The organism is Paracoccus sp. M683 (assembly GCF_007096355.1).
GTDB lineage: Bacteria > Pseudomonadota > Alphaproteobacteria > Rhodobacterales > Rhodobacteraceae > Paracoccus.
Map to the genome: position 1 here is coordinate 147,144 of NZ_VKDF01000004.1, position 25,024 is coordinate 172,167.

The 25,024-nt window shown below is 63.1% G+C and carries 26 protein-coding genes; 19 read left to right on the forward strand and 7 right to left on the reverse strand.

Annotated features, from left to right (window positions below; all coding sequences use genetic code 11):
• The first annotated feature begins 2 nt into the window (after positions 1–2).
• The 14 genes from FNJ84_RS07430 (at position 3) to trmB (ending at position 12,707) form a co-directional block, all read left to right on the forward strand.
• Positions 3–188, forward strand: a complete 186-nt coding sequence (locus tag FNJ84_RS07430) for a hypothetical protein (RefSeq protein ID WP_143792403.1) — start codon at positions 3–5, stop codon at positions 186–188.
• Positions 188–679 (forward strand): NADH-quinone oxidoreductase subunit NuoI, encoded by a 492-nt coding sequence (nuoI, locus tag FNJ84_RS07435; protein ID WP_143792405.1) that lies wholly within the window; start codon positions 188–190, stop codon positions 677–679. The genes FNJ84_RS07430 and nuoI overlap by 1 nt, the downstream gene beginning before the upstream one ends.
• Before the next feature lie 31 nt (positions 680–710).
• Positions 711–1,133, forward strand: a complete 423-nt coding sequence (locus tag FNJ84_RS07440) for a carboxymuconolactone decarboxylase family protein (protein WP_143792407.1) — start codon at positions 711–713, stop codon at positions 1,131–1,133.
• On the forward strand, positions 1,130–1,732 hold the full coding sequence (locus tag FNJ84_RS07445; protein WP_143792408.1) for an NADH-quinone oxidoreductase subunit J: 603 nt from the start codon (positions 1,130–1,132) through the stop codon (positions 1,730–1,732). The genes FNJ84_RS07440 and FNJ84_RS07445 overlap by 4 nt, the downstream gene beginning before the upstream one ends.
• A gap of 20 nt (positions 1,733–1,752) precedes the next feature.
• The gene (locus tag FNJ84_RS07450; protein WP_185968452.1) at positions 1,753–2,316 is read left to right on the forward strand and encodes a hypothetical protein; all 564 of its coding nucleotides are present in this window, start codon (positions 1,753–1,755) and stop codon (positions 2,314–2,316) included.
• Positions 2,317–2,385: 69 nt separating this feature from the next.
• Positions 2,386–2,691: an NADH-quinone oxidoreductase subunit NuoK gene (nuoK, locus tag FNJ84_RS07455; RefSeq protein WP_143792412.1), complete on the forward strand. Its 306-nt coding sequence runs from the start codon at positions 2,386–2,388 to the stop codon at positions 2,689–2,691.
• Positions 2,692–2,697: 6 nt separating this feature from the next.
• A complete protein-coding gene (gene nuoL, locus FNJ84_RS07460) occupies positions 2,698–4,827 on the forward strand; it encodes an NADH-quinone oxidoreductase subunit L (RefSeq protein ID WP_143792414.1) in 2,130 nt (709 codons plus the stop codon).
• Position 4,828: 1 nt separating this feature from the next.
• The gene (locus FNJ84_RS07465; RefSeq protein ID WP_143792416.1) at positions 4,829–6,400 is read left to right on the forward strand and encodes an NADH-quinone oxidoreductase subunit M; all 1,572 of its coding nucleotides are present in this window, start codon (positions 4,829–4,831) and stop codon (positions 6,398–6,400) included.
• Positions 6,401–6,410: 10 nt separating this feature from the next.
• Positions 6,411–7,901, forward strand: a complete 1,491-nt coding sequence (gene nuoN / locus FNJ84_RS07470; RefSeq protein WP_143792418.1) for an NADH-quinone oxidoreductase subunit NuoN — start codon at positions 6,411–6,413, stop codon at positions 7,899–7,901.
• On the forward strand, positions 7,894–8,667 hold the full coding sequence (locus FNJ84_RS07475; protein ID WP_255471094.1) for a biotin--[acetyl-CoA-carboxylase] ligase: 774 nt from the start codon (positions 7,894–7,896) through the stop codon (positions 8,665–8,667). Before nuoN ends, FNJ84_RS07475 begins: the two co-directional genes overlap by 8 nt.
• A gap of 3 nt (positions 8,668–8,670) precedes the next feature.
• Positions 8,671–9,450 (forward strand): type III pantothenate kinase, encoded by a 780-nt coding sequence (locus FNJ84_RS07480; protein WP_143792422.1) that lies wholly within the window; start codon positions 8,671–8,673, stop codon positions 9,448–9,450.
• Positions 9,443–11,119: a ribonuclease J gene (locus FNJ84_RS07485; RefSeq protein ID WP_143792424.1), complete on the forward strand. Its 1,677-nt coding sequence runs from the start codon at positions 9,443–9,445 to the stop codon at positions 11,117–11,119. Before FNJ84_RS07480 ends, FNJ84_RS07485 begins: the two co-directional genes overlap by 8 nt.
• A 28-nt stretch (positions 11,120–11,147) precedes the next feature.
• Positions 11,148–11,948, forward strand: a complete 801-nt coding sequence (locus FNJ84_RS07490; RefSeq protein ID WP_143792426.1) for a hypothetical protein — start codon at positions 11,148–11,150, stop codon at positions 11,946–11,948.
• A gap of 33 nt (positions 11,949–11,981) precedes the next feature.
• Complete coding sequence (gene trmB, locus FNJ84_RS07495) at positions 11,982–12,707, forward strand: tRNA (guanosine(46)-N7)-methyltransferase TrmB (protein WP_143792428.1); 726 nt, start codon at positions 11,982–11,984, stop codon at positions 12,705–12,707.
• A 44-nt stretch (positions 12,708–12,751) separates the two neighbouring features.
• Here the strand turns inward: trmB and FNJ84_RS07500 are convergent, their stop codons facing one another.
• The 4 genes from FNJ84_RS07500 to glmU form a co-directional block, all read right to left on the reverse strand.
• Positions 12,752–13,165 (reverse strand): cytochrome C-552, encoded by a 414-nt coding sequence (locus FNJ84_RS07500; protein WP_143792430.1) that lies wholly within the window; start codon positions 13,163–13,165, stop codon positions 12,752–12,754.
• 12 nt (positions 13,166–13,177) lie between these two features.
• The gene (locus FNJ84_RS07505) at positions 13,178–14,515 is read right to left on the reverse strand and encodes a sulfite oxidase (RefSeq protein WP_255471095.1); all 1,338 of its coding nucleotides are present in this window, start codon (positions 14,513–14,515) and stop codon (positions 13,178–13,180) included.
• A gap of 176 nt (positions 14,516–14,691) precedes the next feature.
• The gene (gene glmS / locus FNJ84_RS07510; RefSeq protein WP_143792432.1) at positions 14,692–16,509 is read right to left on the reverse strand and encodes a glutamine--fructose-6-phosphate transaminase (isomerizing); all 1,818 of its coding nucleotides are present in this window, start codon (positions 16,507–16,509) and stop codon (positions 14,692–14,694) included.
• A 1-nt stretch (position 16,510) separates the two neighbouring features.
• Positions 16,511–17,854: a bifunctional UDP-N-acetylglucosamine diphosphorylase/glucosamine-1-phosphate N-acetyltransferase GlmU gene (gene glmU / locus FNJ84_RS07515; RefSeq protein ID WP_143792434.1), complete on the reverse strand. Its 1,344-nt coding sequence runs from the start codon at positions 17,852–17,854 to the stop codon at positions 16,511–16,513.
• Positions 17,855–17,959: 105 nt separating this feature from the next.
• Between glmU and FNJ84_RS07520 the strand changes: the two genes are divergently transcribed.
• Complete coding sequence (locus tag FNJ84_RS07520) at positions 17,960–18,634, forward strand: HAD-IA family hydrolase (protein ID WP_143792436.1); 675 nt, start codon at positions 17,960–17,962, stop codon at positions 18,632–18,634.
• A 136-nt stretch (positions 18,635–18,770) separates the two neighbouring features.
• On the opposite strand, the gene bfr is transcribed toward FNJ84_RS07520, so the two are convergent.
• Together bfr and FNJ84_RS07530 are read right to left on the reverse strand one after the other, a co-directional pair.
• Complete coding sequence (bfr, locus tag FNJ84_RS07525; protein ID WP_143792437.1) at positions 18,771–19,256, reverse strand: bacterioferritin; 486 nt, start codon at positions 19,254–19,256, stop codon at positions 18,771–18,773.
• Complete coding sequence (locus FNJ84_RS07530) at positions 19,204–19,497, reverse strand: bacterioferritin-associated ferredoxin (RefSeq protein WP_143792439.1); 294 nt, start codon at positions 19,495–19,497, stop codon at positions 19,204–19,206. The genes bfr and FNJ84_RS07530 overlap by 53 nt, the downstream gene beginning before the upstream one ends.
• Before the next feature lie 140 nt (positions 19,498–19,637).
• Between FNJ84_RS07530 and queA the strand changes: the two genes are divergently transcribed.
• From queA to lpdA, 4 genes are all read left to right on the forward strand, one after another.
• Positions 19,638–20,687 carry a tRNA preQ1(34) S-adenosylmethionine ribosyltransferase-isomerase QueA gene (queA, locus tag FNJ84_RS07535; protein ID WP_143792441.1) on the forward strand — a complete coding sequence of 350 codons (1,050 nt, stop codon included), beginning with the start codon at positions 19,638–19,640 and terminating at the stop codon, positions 20,685–20,687.
• Between the two features lie 86 nt (positions 20,688–20,773).
• Positions 20,774–22,114, forward strand: coding sequence for an MFS transporter (locus FNJ84_RS07540; protein ID WP_143792444.1), 1,341 nt, complete (start codon positions 20,774–20,776; stop codon positions 22,112–22,114).
• 65 nt (positions 22,115–22,179) lie between these two features.
• The gene (locus FNJ84_RS07545; RefSeq protein WP_143792446.1) at positions 22,180–22,755 is read left to right on the forward strand and encodes a DUF924 family protein; all 576 of its coding nucleotides are present in this window, start codon (positions 22,180–22,182) and stop codon (positions 22,753–22,755) included.
• Between the two features lie 48 nt (positions 22,756–22,803).
• Positions 22,804–24,201 (forward strand): dihydrolipoyl dehydrogenase, encoded by a 1,398-nt coding sequence (gene lpdA, locus FNJ84_RS07550; RefSeq protein ID WP_185968486.1) that lies wholly within the window; start codon positions 22,804–22,806, stop codon positions 24,199–24,201.
• 207 nt (positions 24,202–24,408) lie between these two features.
• Here lpdA and FNJ84_RS07555 read toward each other — a convergent pair whose 3' ends face one another.
• On the reverse strand, positions 24,409–24,969 hold the full coding sequence (locus tag FNJ84_RS07555) for a mechanosensitive ion channel family protein (RefSeq protein WP_221931943.1): 561 nt from the start codon (positions 24,967–24,969) through the stop codon (positions 24,409–24,411).
• Positions 24,970–25,024 lie beyond the last annotated feature (55 nt).

The following is a 25,024-nucleotide window of genomic DNA, read 5'->3' on the forward strand; positions in this document are numbered from 1 at the left end:
ACATGGCTTATTCCAACAAGATCGCTGAAATGCTGGCCACCGCAGCCGAGGTCGACAAGGTCGAACTGGCGCATTTCCTGGCCAATAATCTGGATCAGGGCGAACACGCCAAGGACAGCGCCTTTGTGCGCCAGATCGTCGCCGCCTTCGACCGCTTCGCCGCCCCCAAAGGAAAGGAGCGCTTCTGATGGCTTTTGACGTCGCCCGCGCGACCAAATACTTCCTGATGTGGGATTTCATCAAAGGCTTTGGACTGGGGATGAAATATTTCTTCGCGCCCAAGGCCACGCTGAACTATCCCCATGAAAAGGGCCCGCTGTCGCCGCGTTTCCGTGGCGAACACGCGCTGCGCCGCTATCCGAATGGCGAAGAACGCTGCATCGCCTGCAAGCTGTGCGAGGCGATCTGCCCGGCCCAGGCCATCACCATCGACGCCGAGCCGCGCGACGATGGCTCGCGCCGGACCACGCGGTATGACATCGACATGACCAAGTGCATCTATTGCGGCTTCTGCCAAGAGGCCTGCCCGGTCGATGCCATTGTCGAGGGGCCGAATTTCGAGTTCGCCACCGAAACGCGCGAGGAACTGTTTTACGACAAGGCCAAGCTTCTGGATAACGGCGCCCGTTGGGAAGCCGAGATTGCCCGCAACCTTGCCATCGACGCGCCGTATCGGTGACGCGCATGCCGGCATATGACGGGGGGATTGAATGAACGACGCGTTCCAGAAACTGTTTCAGCAGATGCTCGAACAAGGGCAGGAAATGGCGCGCGCCTTTAATCCGGCGCTGGAAAAGGTCGATACCAAGGCCTTTGAAAAGCTGATCCCGACGATGCCGCAGGACATGCTGGAAATGTGGTTCGGCAAGACCTTCAACCGCGACGGGCTGGATGCGCGCACGCGGCTTCTGGTCACCATCGCGGCGATGACCGTGCAGGGCGCCCATGCCGAGCCGCAACTGCGCATGACCATCCGTCACGCGCTGGAAGCGGGCGCCACCCGGCGCGAGATCGCCGAGGTGATCTATCAGATGGGGATGTTCGGCGGCATCCCGGCCATGCAGAAGGCGCTGGAACTGGCCCAGAGCGTTTTCCAGGACAGCGACAAGGGCGGCGAGGACGACACGCTATGATGACATTCGCATTCTACCTGTTCGCCATCAGCGCCTGCATCGCGGGGCTGATGGTCGTGACCGCCCGGAACCCGGTGCATTCGGTGCTGTGGCTGATCCTGGCCTTCCTGTCGGCATCCGGCCTGTTCGTGCTGCAAGGCGCGGAATTTGTCGCCATGCTGCTGATCATCGTCTATGTCGGCGCGGTGGCGGTTCTGTTCCTGTTCGTCGTGATGATGCTGGACGTGGATTTCGCGGAATTGCGCGGCGAATTTGCCCGCTATCTGCCGCTTGGCGGCCTGATCGCGCTGGTGCTGCTGGCGCAGCTGGCCATCGGCTTCGGCGCCTGGCAATCCGCCGACCAGGCCGAGACGCTGCGCACCGCGCCCATCGTCGAGGGGGCGCTGAACACCAACTCCATCGGTGCCATCCTCTACGATCGCTATTTGCTGCCATTCCAGCTGTCGGGGCTGATCCTGCTGGTCGCCATGATCGGCGCCATCGTGCTGACCCTGCGCCACCGCCGCGACATCAAGCGCCAGGATGTGCTGGAACAGATGTGGCGCGACCCGGCCAAGACGATGGAACTGCGCGACGTGAAACCGGGGCAGGGGCTGTAAGTCGGGAACGGATGGCGATGATGCGACTGGTTGGAACATGCGGGATCTCGGGGGCGGTGCTGGCATTGGCTGGCACCGGCGCCGAGGCGTGTTCCGCCATCGCACGCGAAAGCTCGGGCGTTGAGCGCGGCGAACAGTGCAGCGTCAGCCATTTCAGCCCCAAGGGCGATGTCTTTTCCGGTATCGCCAAGAAGATCAGCCCCGAGGTCGTGCGTCAGACCATCAACACCGGCACCGGCTGCGGCGGCGAGCAGATCGTCGTCTATTACGATTGCGCCAGTAAGGAGGGCGTCTGGATGGGCGGTGAATTCAACCAGATGGGCATGTTCGACCCTCATCCACCGGCGCCGGCCGATCAGGCCAGTTATGTGCCCACGATGACGCCCGGACCTGCGGCCTATTTCATCGACAATGAAGAAGGCGCCTTCGCGCCGGACTATGCGCCGGATGCGCTGCTGGCCAAGGCGCAATCAGTCGGCTGGATGCCGCAATCGGGCCGGGTCGGCACCCCTTTCATCACCGTCGATGGCAGGCGCTTCAACCTTGCCTGCGGCTGTGATCTGCCGCAGACGGGCGGCAACTGAACACCCCTCCCGGCGGGGTAAGCCGGGGCAGAGCGACGAAACCGGCAATAGCCCGGAGGGACAAAGACGATGATAAGTTTGACACATTACCTGGTCGTGGGGGCGATTTTGTTCGTCACCGGCATCTTCGGGATCTTCGTGAACCGAAAGAACGTCATCGTCATCCTGATGTCGATCGAGTTGATGCTGCTGGCGGTGAACGTGAACTTTGTCGCGTTCTCGTCGCATCTGGGGGATCTGGCGGGGCAGGTGTTTACCATGTTCATCCTGACCGTGGCCGCCGCCGAGGCCGCCATCGGCCTGGCGATCCTGGTGGTGTTCTTCCGCAACCGCGGCACCATCGAGGTCGAAGACGTCAACGTGATGAAGGGGTAAGCGGACATGGTTAGCATCATCCTCTTTGCGCCGCTTATCGGCGCGATCATCGCGGGCTTCGGCTGGCGCGTCATCGGCGAGACGGCGGCGCAATATCTGACCACCGGCATTCTGTTCCTCTGCGCATTTCTCAGCTGGATCGTTTTCCTGACCTTTGACGGCACCACCTATGTCGTGCCGGTTCTGGATTGGGTCGTCTCGGGCGATTTCACCAGTCAATGGGCCATCCGCGTCGACCGGCTGACGGCGATCATGCTGATCGTGGTCAACACGGTCTCGGCCCTGGTTCATATGTATTCGATGGGCTACATGGCCCATGACGACAACTGGACGCATGAAGAACACTACAAGGCGCGTTTCTTCGCCTATCTGTCGTTCTTCACCTTCGCCATGCTGATGCTGGTGACCGCGGACAACCTGTTGCAGATGTTCTTTGGCTGGGAAGGCGTGGGCGTCGCATCCTATCTGCTGATCGGCTTCTACTACCGCAAGCCTTCGGCCAATGCCGCCGCGATGAAGGCCTTTATCGTCAACCGCGTGGGTGACTTCGGCTTTCTGCTGGGCATCTTCGGCATCTTCTGGCTGACCGGCTCGATCCAGTTCGACAAGATCTTTGCCGCCGTTCCCGAACTGGCGCAGACCCAGATGCATTTCCTGTGGCGCGACTGGAACGCGGCGAACCTGCTGGCGGTGCTTTTGTTCATCGGCGCGATGGGCAAGTCGGCGCAGTTGTTCCTGCACACCTGGTTGCCCGACGCGATGGAAGGCCCGACGCCGGTTTCCGCGCTGATCCATGCCGCGACCATGGTGACCGCCGGGGTGTTCCTCGTCTGCCGCATGTCGCCGCTGTTCGAATTCGCGCCCGAGGCAAAGCTGTTCGTCACCGTCATCGGCGCGACCACCGCATTCTTCGCCGCAACCGTGGGTCTGGTGCAGAACGACATCAAGCGCGTCATCGCCTATTCGACCTGTTCGCAGCTGGGCTATATGTTCGTGGCGGCGGGCACCGGGGTTTACTCGGTCGCCATGTTCCATCTGTTCACGCATGCTTTCTTCAAGGCCATGCTGTTCCTTGGTGCCGGTTCGGTGATTCATGCGATGCACCATGAACAGGACATGCGGAATTATGGCGGGCTGCGGAAAAAGATCCCGCTGACCTTCTGGGCGATGCTGATTGGCACGCTGGCCATCACCGGGGTCGGCATTCCGCTGACCACCATCGGCTTTGCCGGCTTCCTGTCCAAGGATGCGGTGATTGAAAGCGCCTATGCCGGCAATACCTATGCCTTCTGGATGCTGGTGATTGCTGCGGCCATGACCAGCTTCTACAGCTGGCGGCTGATGTTCATGACCTTCTGGGGCAAGCCGCGCGGTGATCATCATGCGCATGAACATGCCCATGAATCGCCTCGTGTGATGACCATTCCCTTGGGCGTTCTGGCCGTCGGCGCGATCTTTGCCGGGATGATCTGGTATCAGCCCTTCTTTGGCAGTCATGACCGGGTGAACCAGTTCTTTGGTGTCCATCAGGTCGATGCCAGCGCCGAAGGCGAGGCCAGCGCCGAAGGCGAGACAAGTGCCGAGGCAGGCGAGGGAGAGGCCGCGCCCGCCGCGGCCGAAACGGCCGAGGGCGAGGGCGACCATGGCGGTGCGCTGATCGTCACGGCCGAACAAACGCCCGAGGCCATGGGGGGTGCGATCTATATGGCGCCGTGGAATCACGTGATGGACGAGGCGCACCATTCGCCCAAATGGGTCAAGGTCAGCCCGTTCATCGCCATGCTGGGCGGTCTGTTGCTGGCCTGGATCTTCTATATCCGTCGCCCGGATCTGCCGGGTCGATTGGCGGCGCAACAGCGTGGGCTGTACCAGTTCCTGCTGAACAAATGGTATTTCGACGAGCTGTATGACGTGATCTTCGTGCGTCCCGCAATCTGGCTGGGCAATGTGCTGTGGACCGGCGGGGATGGCAGGATTATCGACGGCACCATCAACGGGGTGGCGATGGGTCTGATCCCGCGGCTGACCCGTTTTGCCGGGCGTGTGCAGTCGGGCTATCTGTTCCACTATGCCTTTGCGATGGTGTTGGGCGTCGTGGGCTTGCTGATCTGGGTGATGATGCGGGGCGCGCACTGATATGACGAACCTTCTTTCCATCATCACCTTCCTGCCGATCGTCGCGGCCGCCATCCTTGCGATGTTCCTGCGCGGCGACGATCCGGCTGCGCAGAAGAACGCCAAATGGCTGGCGCTGATCGCAACCACGGCGACCTTCCTGATCAGCCTGTTCGTGCTGTTCGGGTTTGATCCTTCCGATACCGGCTTTCAGTTCGTCGAGGACCACCCCTGGGTCATGGGGCTGCGCTACAAGATGGGCGTCGACGGGATCTCGATCCTGTTCGTGATGCTGACCACCTTCCTGATGCCGCTGACGATCCTGTCGACCTGGGATGTGAAAACCCGCGTCAAGGAATACATGATCGCCTTCCTGGTCCTGGAAGGGCTGATGATCGGCGTGTTTACGGCGCTGGATCTGATCCTGTTCTACCTTTTCTTCGAGGCCGGTCTGATCCCGATGTTCCTGATCATCGGTATCTGGGGGGGCGCGAACCGCATCTATGCGGCCTTCAAGTTCTTCCTTTATACCTTCCTCGGCTCGGTGCTGATGCTGGTCGCGATGATCGTGATGTATCGCGCAGCGGGCACCACCGATATCGTGGCGCTGCTGCAATTCGACTTTGCATCCGACCCGCTGCACTTCCTGGGCTGGACCATCATAGGCGGCACGCAGACCCTGCTGTTCCTGGCCTTCTTTGCCAGCTTCGCGGTCAAGATGCCGATGTGGCCGGTCCATACCTGGTTGCCCGATGCGCACGTTCAGGCCCCGACCGCAGGTTCGGTCGTGCTGGCGGCGGTGCTGTTGAAGATGGGCGGCTATGGCTTCCTGCGCTTCAGCCTGCCGATGTTCCCGGTTGCCTCGGATATCTTCCAGCCGGTCGTGTTCTGGATGTCGGCGATCGCCATTGTCTATACCTCTCTGGTGGCGCTGGCGCAGACCGACATGAAGAAGCTGATCGCCTATTCATCGGTCGCGCATATGGGCTATGTGACCATGGGCATCTTCGCCGCCAATCAGGCGGGGCTGAACGGTGCGATCTTCCAGATGCTGTCGCATGGCTTCATCTCGGGCGCGCTGTTTTTGTGCGTCGGCGTCATCTATGACCGGATGCACACGCGGGAAATCGACGCCTATGGCGGTTTGGTGAACCGGATGCCTGCTTATGCGCTGATCTTCATGTTCTTCACCCTGGCCAATGTCGGCATGCCGGGTTCGTCGGGTTTCGTGGGTGAGTTCCTGACCCTGCTGGGGGCCTTCCGGGCCAATACCTGGGTCGCGACCATCGCGGCCACCGGGGTGATCCTGTCGGCCTGCTATGCGCTGTGGCTGTATCGCCGGGTGACCTTTGGCGCCCTGATCAAGGAAAGTCTGAAGACCATCACCGACATGACCCCGCGCGAGAAATGGATCTTTGCCCCGCTGATCGCGGCCACGCTGATCCTGGGTGTCTATCCGCGCCTGGTGATCGACATCACCGGCCCGTCGGTTGCCGCCCTGCTGGATGACGTGCATCAAAGCGTGCCCGCCAAGAACGACCTTGCCCCGCGTGGCGCCGTGGCCGATGCCACCGCCGCGACGGCCGGCCATTGAGGAGAGCCAGATGACCGCGCTCGATTTCTCGACCATCCTGCCCGAGTTTCTTCTGGCGATCTATGCCATGGGGGCGCTGCTGGCCGGCGTGTGGTTCGGCAAGGATGCCATCGGCCGCACGATCCTGTGGGTCAGCGTCGCGGTGCTGCTGCTGGTAGGGCTGTATATCGGCTTTGCCGACCGGCCGCAGCAGGATGCCTTCCATGCGATGTTCATCGACGATGGCTTTGCCCGTTTTGCCAAGGTGACGCTGCTGCTGGCCGCCGCTGCCGTCATGGCGACCAGCGCCGATTACATGACCCGTCACGGGCTGATGCGGTTCGAATTTCCGATCCTGATCGTGCTGGCCGTGACTGGCATGTGCATCATGGTTTCGGCAAACGACCTGCTGACGCTGTATATGGGTCTGGAACTGCAATCGCTGTCGCTTTACGTCGTCGCCGCGATGCGCCGCGAAAGCGTGAAATCCTCCGAGGCGGGGCTGAAATATTTCGTCCTCGGCGCGCTGTCATCGGGGATGCTGCTTTACGGCGCCTCGCTGGTCTATGGCTTTGCCGGCACCACCAGCTTTGCCGGTATCATCACCACCGTGCAGGCGGGCAGCCTGTCGCTTGGGCTTCTGTTCGGGCTGGTCTTTCTGCTGGTGGGCCTGGCCTTCAAGGTCAGTGCCGTGCCCTTCCACATGTGGACGCCCGATGTCTATGAGGGCTCGCCCACGCCGGTCACGGCCTTCTTCGCCACCGCACCCAAGGTCGCGGCCATGGCACTGATCGCGCGGCTGATGTTTGACGCCTTCGGCACCGTTCCGGGGGATTGGGGCCAGATCATCGCGGCGCTTGCGATCATGTCGATGTTCCTCGGGTCCATCGCCGGTATCGGGCAGACCAATATCAAGCGGCTAATGGCCTATTCCTCGATCGCGCATATGGGGTTCGCGCTGGTTGGACTTGCTGCCGGAACCGAGCAGGGCGTGGCCGCGATGCTGCAATACATGGCCATCTATGCCGTCATGAACGTGGGCACCTTTGCCTTCATCCTGTCGATGGAACGCGACGGCCGCCCGGTCACCGACCTGGCCAGCCTGAACCGCTTTGCCAGTGCCGAACCGCTGAAGGCGCTGGCCATGCTGGTGCTGATGTTCAGCCTGGCCGGTGTGCCGCCGCTGCTGGGCTTCTTTGCCAAGCTGGGCGTGCTGGCCGCTGCCGTGCAGGCGGGTATGGGCTGGCTGGCGGTTGCGGGCGTGATCGCCTCGGTCATCGGGGCGTTCTATTACCTGCGTATCGTCTATTACATGTATTTCGGCGCCGAGACCGATGGTGTCGAAAGCAATATGGGCATGGTGGGGATGACCGCGCTGGTCGTGTCAGCGGGCGTCGTCCTGCTGGGCGCTGCGACCATGTTCGGTTTGGACAGTGCCGCCGCCGATGCGGCCAGCAGTCTGCTGGCCAGCGCCGACACCGGCGCCACCGCCACCGCAGCACAGCCGGCCCCCGTTGAGTAGACCCGCGGCCGACACCTGGCCCGAGGGGGTCGCGCGGCATGTTCTCGACCGCGTCGACAGCACCAATGCCGAGGCGCACCGGCTGGCCCCTTCGCTAAGCGGGCCGGCCTGGATCATGGCGCGCCATCAGACCGCCGGACGCGGGCGCCGCGGGCGAGGCTGGTCGGGTGGCGAGGGAAATTTCGCCGCCACGCTGGTCCTGCGCCCGCAGGGCGGGGCGGCACAGGCGGCGCGGCTGTCCTTTGTCGCAGCGCTGGCGCTGGATCAGGCATTGACGGCAGTTGCCGGCCCCTATGCCCGCATAGCGATCAAATGGCCCAATGACGTCTTGCTGAATGGCGGCAAGGTGGCGGGCATCCTGCTGGAAAGCCTGGGCAGCGGCGGCGGCGTCGACGTGCTGGCCATCGGCATGGGCGTGAACCTGGCGGTGGCGCCTGACCCTGCCTCGCTGGAACCCGATGCGATGGCGCCGGTCAGTCTGCTGGCCGAAACCGGGCATGTGGTCACTCAGGATGAATTTCTGGACCTGCTTGCCCCGGCATTCGCGGAATGGCAGGCGCGGCTGCGCGATTACGGTTTCGACCCGATCCGCACCGCCTGGCTGGCCCGCGCCGCAAGGCTGGGCGAGACGATCACCGCCCGGACCGGCAGCGACAGCCTGACCGGCCGCTTTGACGGCATCGACGAGACCGGCGCGCTGATCCTGCAAACGGCCGAGGGGCGCAAGGTCATTCCCGCGGCCGATGTCTATTTCCAGGAGGGCTGAGCCGTGCTGCTATGCATCGACACAGGCAATACGAACAGCGTCTTTTCCATCTGGGACGGCAAGGAATTTCTGTCGCATTGGCGCATCAGCACCGATCACCGGCGCACGGCGGATGAGTATTTCGTCTGGTTGCAGACGATGATCGGGCTGCGCCATTTCGATCTGGATATCAACGCCTGCGTCATCAGCACGACCGCGCCTCGGGTGCTGTTCAACCTGCGTGTTCTGTGCAACCGCTATTTCAACACTCGGCCGCTGGTCGTGGGCCGGCCAGAAACGCTGTTGCCGGCGCCGCCGCGTGTCGATCCGGGCACCAAGGTCGGCCCCGACCGGTTGGCCAATACCGTGGCCGCCTTTGACCGCCATGGCGGCAATTCGGTCGTGGTGGATTTCGGCACGGCCACGAATTTCGACGTGGTCGATGCCGATGGGGCCTATATCGGCGGTGTGATTGCGCCGGGCGTGAACCTGTCGCTGGAGGCGCTGCACATGGCGGCGGCGGCACTGCCGCATGTCGATGTCACCATGCCCGATCATGTGATTGGCACGAATACGGTGGCGTGTATTCAGTCGGGGATCTATTGGGGCTATATCGGTCTGATCGAAGGGCTGATCAGGCGCATTCGCGCCGAGCGCGACAGGCCGATGAAGGTGATCGGAACCGGTGGGCTTGCGCCGCTGTTCGATCAGGGGTTTGATCTCTTCGATGCGATCGAGGACGATCTGACCGTCCACGGCTTGCGACTTATCTATGATTACAACAAGGAGGCGGGGAATGTCTGAACGCCTGATTTATCTGCCGCTCGGCGGCGCGGGCGAAATTGGCATGAACGCCTATGTCTATGGCTATGGTGCGCCGGGCAAGGAACGGCTGATTCTGGTCGATATGGGTGTGACCTTTGGCGATATGGATACATCGCCGGGAATCGACCTGATCATGCCCGACATGCGCTGGCTGGTGCAGAACAAGGACCGGCTGGAAGGGATCTTCATCACCCATGGGCACGAAGATCACGTGGGCGCCGTCGGTCTGCTGTGGGAAAGGCTGGGCGTGCCGATCTATGCGCGGCAATTCACTGGGGCATTGGCCCGGCTGAAGCTGGAGGAAAACGGCCAGTCACCTGAAAACGTGCGCATCGTCGGTGCCCGCCCCGAGGTGACACGGCTTGGCCCCTTTACCGTGCAATATGTGCCGGTCAGCCACTCGATCCCTGAAAGCGCCGCGCTGATCATCGACACGCCGGCAGGCCGCGTCGTGCATACCGGCGATTTCAAGCTGGACGGCACCCCCGTGGTGGGCGAGGCATTTGACCCGGTGCTGTGGCACAACATCGCGGGCGAAGCGCAGGGGATCAAGGTTCTGACCTGCGATTCCACCAATATCTTTTCGACCCATCCCGGCCGGTCCGAGGCGCTGCTGGCCAATCCGATCCTGGATTGGGTGATGGCGCAGAAGGGCATGGTGGTGGCAACCACTTTTGCCAGCAACATCGCCCGGCTCAAGACGTTGGCCGAGGCCGGCGTGGCGTCGGGCCGCAAGGTCTGTCTGCTGGGCCGGGCCATGCGGCGCATGGTGGGTGTGGGCATGGAAACCGGTATCCTGACCGATTTCCCCGACACCATCGGCCCGGAAGAGGCTGCTAACCTGCCGCGGAACAAGGTGATGCTGATCGTCACCGGCAGCCAGGGTGAACGCCGCGCTGCATCGGCGCAACTGTCGCGCGGGCGTTATCTGGGCCTGTCGCTCAGCGAAGGCGACAGCTTCCTGTTCAGTTCCAAGACCATCCCCGGCAATGAAAGCAGCGTCATCCGCATCATGAATGCGCTCAGCGAGCTGGGTGTTGATGTCTATGATGACAGCGACGGCACCTATCACGTCTCGGGTCATGCCAACCGCCCGGATATCGAGGCGGTGCATGACCTGCTGAAGCCGCAGATCGTCGTCCCGATGCATGGCGAGCATATGCATCTGCGGGAACATATGAAGCTGGCGCAGTCCAAGGGCATCGCCTCGACCATTGCGGTCAACGGCACCATGCTGGATCTGACCGGCGATATGCCGAAAGTGGTCGATCAGGTGGAAACCGGGCGTCTGTATCTGGACGGAACGGTGTTGATCGGCGCGATGGATGGCATTGTCCGCGACCGGATCCGCATGGCGCTGAACGGTCATGCGCTGGTCAGCGTGATCGTGGACGAGGAGGACAACGTTCTGCCCGATGCCTGGGTCGAGCTGATGGGACTGCCCGACCGCACCCGCACGGGCGAGGATTTGTCCAGCCATATCGAAGGCGAACTGGCCGAGTTTCTGGAAGGCGCGGATAACCGCACCGTGTCAGACGATGGCAAGATGGACGAGGCGATCCGCAAGATCACCCGTCAGGTCGCCATGGAAGAAATCGGCAAGAAACCCGAAGTGACGGTGATCATCAGCCGTCTGATGGCCGACTGAGCGTGGCGCGCCGGGGGCGGGCAGCGCGATGATACAGCCGCTGTTCTGCCTTGGCCTGGTGATCGTGATGCTGGCGCAGGGCATGGCCCTGCAACCGCGTGACATCGGTGACTGGGCCGGTGCCCGGCGCGACATGCTGTTCTTTCTGGCTTTGCGCATCGTGCTGTTGCCGGCGATGGCGTTGATACTGGGGCGCGCATTGATGCGGGGCCTGGAGATCGCACCCTTGACAGGCAGTGGCCTGGTCATGGCCTTTACCGCACCGCCGGCAGTGGCGGGACTGGCGCTTGCTGCGGTGTCCGGCGGCTCGGCCGCGGTGTTTGCCCGGCTGGCGGCCGTGGGGACGGTGATCTCGCTTATTATCGCGCCGGTGCTGCTGGCCCCGCTGGTCATGCAGGCGCCATTCGAGGCTGCCGTTCTGCTGGTTCTGTTGCTGGCGGGTCTACCCTTCAGCATCGGCATGATGCTGCGGCAATGGGCCGCGCAGTTCGGGCGAATGCCGGCGACGATTGCCTCGGTCGTGACGGGGGCGATGATGCTGGCCACGTTTGTGCTGGGCTGGGACGGGGACGCGCCGGTGACCATCCTGGCGGTGGCGATCATGCTGGTGGTGGCGCTGGCGATGACCATTGCCGGCGCGCAGTTGCTGCGCCTGCCGCCCGGTTCAGCGCAGGCCGTGACGCTGTCCACGCTGATCCCGGTGACCGCGATGCCGATGGCGTTGGCCGGGGGGCATTTCCCGATCGGCCTTGCGGCGGCCAGCTATGGGGTGATGGGCTATCTTGTGGCGCTGGCGCTGATCGTTCTGCGGCTGCGTCGCCGGGCTTGACCGCGCCTTCGCTTGACGGCAAACCCCCCGGCCATGAGCGACACATCCAAATCCGCCTTTGACCCGAATCCGCCGCGCCGGAATTTCTATGGCCGCCGTCACGGCAAGACCCTGCGCCAAAGCCAGAAGGGCTATCTGTCCGAGGATCTGGGGGACCTGCGCCCGCGCGGCATTACCGTGCAGGACAATCCCGACCGCAGCCCCATCGACCCGGCGGCGATCTTCGGTGACGACCGCCCGATCTGGCTGGAGGTCGGCTTTGGCGGTGGCGAACATATGGTCCACATGGCCGCACGTTACCCGGAAATCGGCATTATCGGCTGCGAGCCCTTCATCAACGGCGTCGCCATGCTGCTGGGCAAGATCCGCGCGGCGGGTGTGGAAAATGTCAGCGTCCATCCCGGCGACGCCCGCGACCTGCTGGATGTGCTGCCCGCGCGCAGCATCGAGCGGGCCTTTCTGATGTATCCCGATCCCTGGCCCAAGGCGCGCCATCATCGCCGCCGTTTCGTGACGCCGGAACATCTGATCCCGCTGGCCCGCGCGATGCGGCCGGGCGGCATCTTCCGCGTCGCCACCGACATCCCCGATTACGTCCGGCAAACGCTGGAAGAGGTGCCGCCCGCCGGCTTTGATCTGCTCAGCGAGACGGCCGAGCCGTGGGATGACTGGATCAGCACCAGATATGAACAAAAGGCCCTGCGCGAGGCGCGCGTGCCCCATTATGTGACGTTCCGGCGGCAGGAACGCGCAGACTGAGCGCGCCACCCGACCGCCGGGCCACCGTGGCCCGTGCCACGGCCCTATCTTTCGGACGAGAGATTGGTCTTAAGATAGGTCAGGATGATCTGTCTGGTCTCGTCATCGGGTTCGAACATGCCCTGTTCCTCGACCATCCATGACCAAAGCTCGTCCCAACGAAGGTCGGTTATCCGCTGCTGCTTGATGATCTCGGTCGAATGGCAGGCGGTGCACTGGTAAAAGGTTTCTTCGGCGCCGGCGCCATCGGGCAGGCCGCCGAATTCTGGATTGCCCTCGGCTGTATCCGCCGCGTCCTTGCTGGCGCGGATTGCTGTCATCGGGTCCAACGGGTTCGATCCGGCAGGCCGCCCGGCCAGCGCGGTCATCGGGTCCAGCCGGTCCTGGGCGATTGCGGGGCCCGTGCCGGCCATGATCAGGGCCAGAACGGTCGCATATCTGATTGCGGTGTTGCGCATGGTGATCACCGCCTAGCCCACGGCAACCAGCGCGATGCGGTGCTGGATGTTGTTTCCATATCCACGCGGATTCCACACCGGAGAAAGAGGAGGCTGGCCGATCCCGTCCTGATCGACCGCCCGTGCCCAGACTTCGTAATAGCCGTGCTGCGGCAGCGTCAGCCTGGCGCGCCAGCGTTGCCAGGCAAAACGGTTCGGCGGCGGGTCCAGTTGCGCGTCTTGCCAGGTCTGGCCGAAATCCAGCGAATATTGCACCGAGGCAACATCGCCCTTGCCGCACCAGGCATGGCCGCGCACCTCGGTTTCCTCGCCCACCGTCACCTCGCTGCCGGTTTCAGGGAAGGTGATGATGGATTTGACCGGCATGTCCATCAGCACGACCATGTCCTCGTCGGGCACCTCGGTTCCGGGGGCGACCGGATAGGCCGGAATGCGATAAGAAGCGCCGGTCATCTTGGCGCCGTCATGTTCCTTGTCGCGAACCCAGATACGGTTCAGGTATTTCTGCGACGCCGAGGCCGGAAAGCCCGGCACGATCAGGCGCAGCGGAAAGCCGTGCAAGGGCTCTAACGGCGCGCCGTTCATCTGCCAGGCGATGATCGCATCCTCTTGCAGCGCCTTTTCGATCGGCACCCCGCGAGATATCACCTCTTTCGTCTCGTCGCCGTCCAGATTGACGTCATTGCCGTAATGCCCGGTATAGACCGCGCTGCTTTTGACGCCCGCCGCATTCAGCACATCGGCCAGCCGCACGCCGGTCCATTCCGGGCAGCCGACCGCGCCAAAGGTCCACTGATTGCCCGAGGTGCCCGGCTGGAAAAAGGCCCGCCCATTGCCGCCACATTCGATTACCAATTGCCGGGTGACGGTCTCGAACCGCGATTGCAAATCGTCCAGCGACAGCTGCAATGGCGTGTCGACCTCGCCATCGACGGTCAGCGTCCAGCCTTCGGCGTTCTGGTCCAGCGCCGATTGCGGGACAAGGCCGTTCATGCGGACGAACAGCCGGTCATAGGGGGTGATGTCGTCATCCAGCAGATGCGGCGGCGTCTCGGCATTCAGCGGGCGATCGCCCAGAACGACCAGCCCCTGCTTGCCCGTCATCAGGTCCAGCCCCGTATCCTGCGCCAGCGCGGCCGGTATGAAACCTGCGGTCAGGTTGCGTTCGAACGGCACCGACATGCCCAGCATTGCACCCAATGTCGTCAGGCCCGTCGTTTTCAGAAAGCTGCGCCGCCCCGCGCTTGGGGTATCCGTATCCTGCGTTTCGGTCAGGCTTTTTGGTGGCACCTGTGACATGTTTTTCTCTCCCCAGATCTGTGCGCCCGAGACGTGCAGCGCGAACAGCATCCTGCGGTGCAAGCCACCGGGCAGGACGTCGGGGAAGAATTGCCTAACATTCCGGTTTTGGCAATAAGAACTCGGACTTCGTCCTTGCGGTTGCGGCCAGACAGGGATTTCTTTTTTGAATTCTGCGCCGTGGCAGAAGATTTTTCGGCCGTGGTCGCCGCCCGGTTCGCCGGCCGCTATTCCACCGTCACAGATTTCGCCAGGTTGCGCGGCTGATCCACATCCGTGCCTTTGGCGACGGCGGTGTGATAGGCCAGATACTGCATCGGCACCGCATAAAGGATGGGCTGGAACATGCCACCGCCGACGGGCATGGTCACCCCGGCGCGGATGCCGTCGCCTGCTTCGGCTATGCCCTGGTCGTCGGAAATCAGAATCACCTGCCCGTGGCGGGCCATGACCTCTTGCATGTTCGACACGGTCTTTTCGAACAGCGCGTCACGCGGGGCCACCACAACGACTGGCACATTGCGGTCTATCAGGGCGATCGGGCCGTGCTTCAGCTCGCCCGAGGCATAGCCCTCGGCATGGATATAGCTGAGTTCCTTCAGCTTCAGCGCGCCCTCCAATGCCACGGGGAACAGCGGCCCGCGGCCCAGATACAGCACGTCCTGCGCCTCGGCCAGCCAATCGGCCAGGCCCCGGCAATCGTCGCTGATGGCAAGCGTCTGGTTCAGCAGGCCGGGGATTGCGCGCAGATCCTCGATATGCTGGGCCGCCTCGGCGTCCGAGATGCGGCCGCGATCCTGCGCGGCCTTGATCGCCAGCACCGCCAGCACCGCCAATTGGCAGGTAAAGGCCTTGCTTGACGCCACGCATACCTCGATTCCGGCCAGCGTCGGCAGGGCAATATCCGTGTCCCGCGCAATGGCCGAAGTGCCGACGTTCACCACGCCCACCGTCTTGGCAACGCGGCCCTGCGCGTAATGCAGCGCGGCCAGCGTATCGGCGGTCTCGCCCGATTGACTGATGAAGATGCCCCAGCTTTTCTCGGACAGGGGCGGCTCGCGATAACGGAACTCGGATGCCACATCCAGATCACAGGGCAGGCCGGCGAGACGTTCAAACCAGTATTTCGCGACATAGCCCGCCAGATAGGCGGTGCCGCAGGCGCTGATCGTCAGCCGGTCGACGCCGCGAAAATCCAGTGCCTCGGGCAGCACGATCCGGCCGTTCTTGATATAGTGGTTCAGCACATCGCCCAAGACGGCGGGCTGTTCGGCGATTTCCTTGGCCATGAAATGACGATAGCCGCCCTTGTCGATGACCGTGGCACCCACGTCGATGCGGCTCATGTCCCGATTGGCACGGCGGCCTTCGGCGTCGAAAATCTCGACGCCTTCGCGGGTGACGATGGCGTGGTCGCCTTCCTCAAGATAGGTAATGCGGTCGGTAAAGGGCGACAGTGCCACCGCGTCCGAGCCCACGAACATCTCGCCATCGCCATGGCCAATGGCCAGCGGACTGCCCTTGCGGGCCGCAACCATCAGATCGCCCTCGCCCTCGAACAGGAAAGCCAACGCAAACGCGCCGTGCAGCCGGGCCAGGGTCGCGCGGGCGGCCTCGACCGGGGGCAGGCCCTCGGCCATGTATTTCGCGGTCAGCAGGGCGACGGTTTCGGTATCGGTTTCGGATTCGGGGCGGATGTCGGCGGCGATCAGTTCCTCGCGCAATTCGCGGAAGTTTTCGATAATGCCGTTATGAACGACGGCGACGGGGCCGTATTTATGCGGATGGGCATTGGTTTCGGTCGCCGCGCCATGGGTGGCCCAACGGGTATGACCAATGCCGGAATGGCCGGGCAGGGGTTCGTGCACCAGCCGGTCGGACAGGTTGATCAGCTTGCCCACCGCACGCCGCCGGTCCAGCCGACCCGAGGCATCGACCGTTGCGATCCCGGCGCTGTCATAGCCGCGATATTCCAGCCGCTTCAGCGCTTCGACCAGCTGCGGGCCGACTTCGTGATGGCCAAGGATCCCGATGATGCCGCACATCTCAGCGTGCCTCCTTCTTGGCGCGCAGCGCGGCCATCAGCCGCGTCGCGAGGCCCGGTTTGTTCGACTGCCGCGCACGAGCCACGGCCAGCGCCTCGTCCGGCACGTCCTGGGTGATGACGCTGCCTGACCCGGTCATCGCACCGGCGCCCACGCGCACCGGTGCGACCAGCATGGTGTCGCTGCCGATAAAGGCATTCGCGCCGATTTCAGTTCGATGTTTCATGACACCGTCATAGTTGCAGGTGATCGTGCCCGCGCCGATATTGGTGAACTCGCCGATATGGGCGTCGCCCAGATAAGTCAGATGGCCAACCTTGACGCCTTCATCAAGGACACTGTTCTTGATTTCGACGAAATTGCCGACATGGACATCGCCGCCCAACTCGGCGCCGGGGCGCAGGCGGGCAAAGGGGCCGACCGTGGCGCCAGACGCGACATGGCACCCTTCCAGATGGCAGAAGGGCAGGATTTCGGCCCCGCTTTCGATGGTGACACCGGGACCAAAGACGACATTCTGGCCAATCACCGCGTCGCGGCCAATGGCGGTGTCCAGCGCGAACCAGACGGTCGCGGGATCCGACAGGGTGACGCCGTTTTCCAGCGCATCGGCGCGGGCACGGGCCTGAAAGGCGGCTTCGGCGGCGGCCAGCTCGGCACGGGTGTTGATGCCAAGCGTCTCGGATTCGTCGCAGGTCACCACATCGGCGCGGCGACCGGCCTGACGGGCCAGCTGCACCAGATCGGTCAGGTAATATTCGCCGGCGGCATTCTCGTTCGACAGCTGCCCGATCAGCTGGTGCAGCAGATCGGCATCCAGCGCCATGACCCCGGAATTGACCAGAGCGATCTGCCGCGTGGCCTCGTCCGCATCCTTGAACTCGACGATTCGCTGAAGGCCCTCGCCTGTGACAACCAGTCGGCCATAACGGCCCGGATCGGCGGCCTCGAAGCCCAGCACGACCACATCCGACGAATGCCCGGCCAGCTTCTCCAGCGTTTCTGGGCTGATAAAGGGCGTGTCGCCGTAAAGCACGATGACCTTGCCCGCAAAACCCTCCAGCAGCGGCATCGCCTGCTGAACCGCATGGCCAGTGCCAAGCTGTTGTTCCTGAAGCGCGATCTGCGCCTCGGGTTCAAGCTTCTTCACGGCCTTGCCGACGGCCCCGGCCCCGTGCCCGGCGACGACGACGATCCGGGCGGGGTCCAGGCTGCGGCCGGCGGCAAGCGCATGGCCGACCAGGGGAACACCGCCCAGGCGGTGCAGAACCTTGGGCAGGTCCGATTGCATCCGGCTGCCCTGGCCAGCGGCCAGGACGATCAGCGCCACGGGTTTTTGCGACATGAGGGGTCTGCCTGTTTGTCTTTCTTTGCGCAGCGTTTTAACCAAGCGCCGCAAAGGGCGAAAGGCCTTCTGCGTTCAAACATCTTTACGGAAGGTTACAGGATCATGGCGGGAACAGTGGTCTTTGATCTGGATGGCACGCTGGCCGATACCTCGGCCGACCTGATCGCGGCGGCCAACGCCTGCTTCCAGGCGCGTGGCCTGGGCGATCTTCTGGATGTGGCTGCCGATCAGCTGATCGCCTTCCACGGCGGCCGCGCCATGCTGCGGGCCGGCTATGCCCGCATTCCCGCCGATACACTTCTGCCGCCCGGCGCCGAGGATCAGGACTATCCCCTGCTGCTGGACCACTACGCCGCCAATATCGCCCGCCACACGCGGCTTTATCCCGGCGTCGATGCGGCGTTAGAGGCACTGGCCGGGCAGAACCATCGCCTTGCCGTCTGCACCAACAAGCCCGAACGGCTGGCCGAGGCGCTGTTGCGCGAATTGGGCATCCGCGACCGTTTTGCCAGCCTGATCGGCGGCGATACCCTGCCAGTACGCAAGCCCGATCCAAGGCCCTATCAGGCGGCGGTCGCGGCGGCGGGGGGCGAGGTCGCTGCATCCTTCCTGCTGGGCGACACCGATACCGACCGCAAGACAGCGGCGGCGGCAAAGGTGCGGGTGGCGCTGGTCAGTTTCGGTCCCGAAGGGCCAGGAATCGCCCGCTTGGAACCGGATGCCCTGCTGCGCCATTTCGATGAGTTGCCCGCCCTGGCAAGCGGCTGGCTGGGCTAAGAGGGGCGCTGCCCCGTCGCCGATACCGGCGACTCCCCGGGATATTTGGATCAAAGCGAGATGGGCTTCTTTCTCGTGCAAATACCCGCGGGGGGCCGCCCCTGGGCGGCGGGGCGGCAGCCCCCTTGATCAGGGATTATTCCGCCTCGTTTGCCGGCTTGGCGTTCAGGTGCCCGTAATTCTGGGCGCCGATAGTGTCATGCAGCTGGATCTGGGTTTCGAGGAAGTCGATATGGCCTTCCTCATCGGCGATCAGATCCTCGAACAGGTCCTTGCTGACATAGTCGCCGACCTTTTCACAATGATCACGGGCCTCGATGTAAAGGGTGCGGGCGTCATGTTCGCCAGCCAGATCCGCTTCGAGCGTTTCCTTCAGGTTCTGGCCAATGCGCAGCGGGTCCAGCTTTTGCAGATTCGGGTGGCCTTCGAGAAAGATGATGCGCTGAATCAGCCGATCGGCGTGATTCATCTCCTCGATTGATTCGGCACGCGATTTTTCGGCAATGCGGCCATAGCCCCAATCTTCCTGAAGTCGATAATGCAGCCAGTATTGGCTAACCGCTGTCAGTTCAGACCTTAGCGCGGCGTTGAGATAGTCGATGACCTTGGCGTCGCCCTTCATGCTGCGTCCCTTTCGTGTTGGATCTTCCCGCCCGCAGAATTGGCGGGGCGACCCCAAAGTTATCGCAATGGCGCATGGTGTCCAGCAATAGAGGCATGCAACTGCCACAATCCGCACGCTTTCCAAGGGCATGATAGACCTTGCCCGGCGTAATGATCGTATCGGGATCGGCGGCGCGCATCCAGTCAACCGCGGCGCGGATGTCGTGATCGGTGATTCCGGTGCAGTGGCAGACGATCATGGCGGGCTCCTGTCCCGGTGAGACTTAGCGATTTCGTCGGATAAGTAAAGACCTAGGTTTTCACTAGGTATTGATCGAGACCCTCAGGGTTGTCACGGCGATGACTTGACGGGCGGGGGTGCAGAACGCAGAAGCCGCGCATGAAGCTGACGGATTTCGATTTTCACCTGCCCGAGGGGCTGATTGCGACCCGGCCGGCCCGGCCGCGCAGCTCGGCCCGGCTGCTGCTGGCCGAGGGCGGCGCGCTGACGGATCGGCATGTCTTTGATCTGCCGCAAATTCTGAAGCCGGGCGATCTGCTGGTGCTGAACGATACCAAGGTGATCCCGGCGCGGCTGACCGGCACGCGAAGCCGCAAGACCGCGCAGGGTGAGGCCGTGGCCCGGATCGAGGTCACCTTGCTGGAACCTGCCGCCGATGGCTGGCGGGCGCTGGCCAAGCCCCTGCGCAAGCTGCGCGAGGGCGAGGTGATTCGCTTTGGTCGGGCGCTGTCGGCGAAGGTGATCGCCATCGGGGATGGCGAGTTGCGCCTGGGATTCGATGCTGCCGGCGAGGCGTTCGATGCCGCCTTGCAGCAGGTGGGGGCCATGCCACTGCCGCCCTATATCGCGGCGCAACGCGCGCCTGATGCGCAGGATCATGACGATTATCAGACCGTCTGGGCGGCGCGCCAGGGTGCCGTCGCCGCACCGACCGCCAGCCTGCATTTCGATGCGCCGCTGCTTCAGGCGCTGGCCGCGCGGGGGGTCGAGTTTGTTCATGTCACGCTGCATGTCGGCGCCGGCACCTTCCTGCCGGTCAAGGTCGAGGACGTGACCACCCACCGGATGCACGCCGAATGGGGCGAGGTGTCGCCCGAGGCCGCCGCCCGGATCAACGCCGCCAAGGCCGAGGGGCGGCGCGTCATCCCCGTGGGCACCACCGCGCTGCGTCTGATCGAATCCGCCGCCACCGGCGCCCAGGGACAGGTCGAGCCATTTCGCGGGACGACCGAGATTTTCATCTATCCCGGCTATCACTTCCGGGTGACCGATGGGTTGATGACGAATTTCCATCTGCCGAAATCGACGCTGCTGATGCTGGTCTCGGCGCTGATGGGGGTGGAAAAGATCAAGGAAATCTATGACCATGCCGTTGGGCAGGGCTATCGTTTCTTCAGCTATGGTGATGCGTCGCTGCTGCTGCCTTAGGATCGTTTTCAGGCTGGTCAGGGGCCGATTGCGGGACTAGGGCGAGGGGTATCTGACCGCTTGATCTAGACTGACGGATTCGCGACATGACTTCTGTTGTCCGTACGACATGGCCGTTGCTTCTGGGAATGCTGTTGCTGATGGTCGGCAACGGCATGCAGGGGACGCTGCTGGGTATTCGGGGCGGCATCGAGGGGATCCCGACCTTCGAGATGTCAGTTGTCATCGCCGGCTATTACGTGGGCTTCCTGCTGGGCAGCCTGACCGTGCCCGCGATGATCAAAAGTGTCGGCCACGTCAGGGTTTTTGCGGCACTTGGTTCGACCATTTCGGCGGTGCTGGTGCTGTATGCGCTGGCCCCCAACTGGGTGGCCTGGTCATTCCTTCGCTTTGCCATCGGCTTTTGTTTCTGCGGCGTCTATATCACCGCGGAAAGCTGGCTGAACGCGGGTTCGACCAACGAAAACCGCGGCCAGGCGCTGTCGGCCTATATGATCATGCAGATGCTGGGGATCGTCGGCGCGCAGGCGCTGCTGAATTTCGGCGATCCATCCGGTTTCGTGCTGTTCGCGCTGCCCTCGGTTCTGGTGTCGCTGGCCTTCATGCCGATCTTGCTGTCGGCACAGCCCGCCCCACAATTCGAGACGATCAAGCGCATGTCGTTTGCCCGCCTGTATCGGGCCTCGCCGCTTGGCTGCGTCGGCATTTTCCTGATGGGCGGCGTGTTTTCGGCCCTGTCGGGCATGGCGCCGGTCTGGGGCACCTCGATCGGGCTGTCGGTGGCGCAGATCGCATCCTTTGTCGCCGCGATCTATATCGGCGGGCTGGTGCTGCAATATCCGATCGGCTGGATCTCGGACCGCTATGACCGGCGCAAGCTGGTGCTGATGATGTCGGCGGCAGGCGCGCTGGTGACATTGGCGACGGTGGTGCTGCAACCCTCGGTCTGGGGGCTGACCCTGGTGGCGGCGGTGATGGGGGGGCTGGCCAACCCGATCTATGCGCTGCTGCTGGCCTATACCAACGACTATCTGGATCAGGCCGATATGGCCGCCGCCTCGGCGGGTCTGCTGTTCATCTATGGCGTCGGCTCGATGGGCGGGCCGGTCATTACCGGCTGGCTGATGGGGCAGATCGGACCCGATGGCTATTGGGTCTACATGGGGATTCTGCTGGGCGCCCTTGCGCTGTATGGCGGCTGGCGGATGACGCGCCGCCGTGCGCTGACCCCGGCCGAACAGGGCAGCTTTGCCGTCATCGCACCGAACGCCACGCCGCTGGCCGTCGAAGCCGCGCTGGATGGCGCGCAAAGCCAGCCCGATGGTGGCGGCCAGTCGACCTCGGGCGGTGCGGCAGCCAGCACCGGCCAGCAAGGCGATGCGCCTGACGCCGCCTCTGAAGGCGCGGACCGGCATACCGGCGGTTGAGCCGCTTGCCTCGCCCGCGCCCTGCTGCCAACATCGCAGGATAGTCGAATGCGCAGGAGGCAGGCATGGCAACAGTGACTCAGATCAACAATTTCTGGTTGAACGAGGTTGGCCCGGACGGTTGGTACCAGCAATCGGATGCGCTTGATCGGATCATTCGCGACCGCTTTCAATCGACATGGGAACAGGCGGCCGATCTGGTCGACGATTGGGCCGCGACGCCCGAAGGCGCGCTGGCCGCGCTGATCCTGACAGATCAGTTTCCGCGCAACATGTTTCGCGGTGACGCGCGCAGTTTCGCCACCGACGCGCTGGCGCTGCGCATTGCCGATCAGTCCATCGCCGCAGGCTTTGATCTGGCCACACCGGAACCGCAGCGGCAGTTCTTCTATATGCCCTTCGAGCATTCCGAGGCGCTGCATGACCAGGAACGCTGCATCAAGCTGTTCGCTGAACGCATGCCTGGTGAGAATCTGATGCATGCCCATCTGCATCGCAACACGATCGCAACCTTTGGGCGCTTTCCCTGGAGGAATGATGCGCTGGGCCGCGATCATACGGAAGATGAGGAAAAGGTAATGAATGCAGGCGGATATGGCGCATTGGTCAGCGGAAAGCTGTCGCTTGCTGACCTTGGGTAAATTGTTTAACGCTAAACTACTTGTGGAATGCCGTCAGAACGGGGGAACATCATGGCGCAGAATTTCGATTTGGTGGTGATCGGTGCGGGCCCCGGCGGCTATGTCGCGGCGATCCGTGCCGCGCAGCTTGGCCTGAAGGTCGCCTGTGTCGAGCGTGAGAATCTGGGCGGCATCTGCCTGAACTGGGGCTGTATCCCGACCAAGGCCCTGCTGCGCAGCGCCGAAGTGTTTCACCTGATGGAGCGCGCCAAGGATTTCGGCCTGACCGCCGACAAGATCGGCTATGACATCGACGCCGTGGTCAAGCGCTCTCGCGGGGTGGCCAAGCAGCTTTCGGGCGGCATCGGGCATCTGTTCAAGAAGAACAAGGTCACGCCGATCATGGGCGATGCCACCATCACCGCGCCGGGCAAGGTCAGCGTCAAGACCGACAAGGGCGTCGAGGAACTGACGGCGAAAAACATCGTCATCGCCACCGGTGCCCGCGCCCGCGAATTGCCGGGGCTTGAACCCGACGGCAAGCGCGTCTGGAACTATCGCCACGCTTTGGTGCCTCCGCATATGCCCAAAAAGCTGCTGGTCATCGGCTCGGGCGCCATCGGCATCGAATTCGCCAGCTTCTTCAACACGCTTGGCGCCGATACCACCGTAGTCGAGGTGATGGACCGCGTGCTGCCGGTCGAGGATGCCGAAATCAGCGCCTTCGCCAAGAAAGCCTTTACCAAGCAGGGCATGAAGATCATGGAAAAGGCGACCGTCAAGTCGCTGGACCGCAAGGGTGACAAGGTCATCGCCACCATCGAGGCGGGCGGCAAGTCCGAACAGATGGAGTTCGACACCGTGATTTCCGCCGTCGGCATCGTCGGCAATGTCGAGGGCTTCGGGCTTGAAAACCTGCCCGCGATCAAGGTCGACCGCACCCATATCGTGACCGACGAATATTGCCGCACCGGCGTTGACGGCATTTATGCCATCGGCGACGTGGCGGGCGCGCCCTGGCTGGCGCACAAGGCCAGCCACGAAGGCGTCATGGTCGCCGAACTGATCGCCGGCGGCCATCCGCACCCGATCAAGCCGAACAGCATCGCCGGCTGCACCTATTGCCAGCCGCAGGTGGCATCCGTGGGCTATACCGAGGCGAAGGCCAAGGAGTTGGGCCACGAGGTCAAGGTCGGCCGCTTCCCCTTCATCGGCAACGGCAAGGCGATTGCTTTGGGCGAGCCCGAGGGCATGATCAAGACCGTCTTCGACGCCAAGACCGGTGAATTGCTGGGCGCCCACATGATCGGCGCGGAAGTGACCGAGCTGATCCAGGGCTATATTGTCGGCCGCACGCTGGAGACGACCGAGGCGGAACTGATGGAAACGGTGTTCCCGCACCCGACGCTGAGCGAGATGATGCACGAGGCGGTGCTGGACGCTTACGGGCGGGCGATCCACTTCTGATTTTGGGTGGAGTTGCGGAATGCGAGAGCCGGCCTCGGGAGGGGCCGGTTTTTCTCATTAATCGCCGACGTTTTTCTGATGATCAGTCGTGGCGTCGTTCCAGATGACGTTTCCGGTCGGCCAAACACTGATCAAGTGACTGGTGCCAACAAACGTAGGGTGTGTGCTTGAAACGTAGGGTGTGTGCTTGCACGCCCCTGCACACCTTTACGGCTTCTGCTTTGCGCCATCCTCCAACTTGATCATCGTATTCTGCGCCATCGTCCCGTTCGCCACGATGATTTTCCGCCCGTCATCGGTCCGCAGCACGGTGAACCCAAGCGACATGTCCTCGACCACGCCCACCTCGCATTCCTGCGGCGTGGGCGCGGTGATCTGCAACCGATCGCCTCGGCGGAAGGGCTTGTACAGCACAAGGCTGATCCCCGCGACCAAGTTGCCAAGCGTGCTTTGCGCGGCAAAGCCCACCACGACCGACATCAAACTGACGCCGGCCAACAGCGCCGTGCCAAGCCGGTGCAGGACCGGCACCAGATGGGCGTAAAAGGTCAGCAAAAGCAGCCAGATGGCCAGGATCGACAATTGGCTGAGAAAGGACAGCGTGATCTGGTCGATGGCCTCGGACCGATCATGGATCAGCAGGGTTTTCAGCAACCGCCGCACCGACCAGGACAAGATCAGTCCCGCCGCGAACAAGATGCCGGCCAGGACCAGCGCGCCAAGCGGGCTGGACGGGTCGAGGTATTGGACAATCGTTTTTGGCGTCATCTCGGGCCCCGCACATGTTCAGCCGCCGACCTAGCCCGAGCTGCGCGCAGAGGCA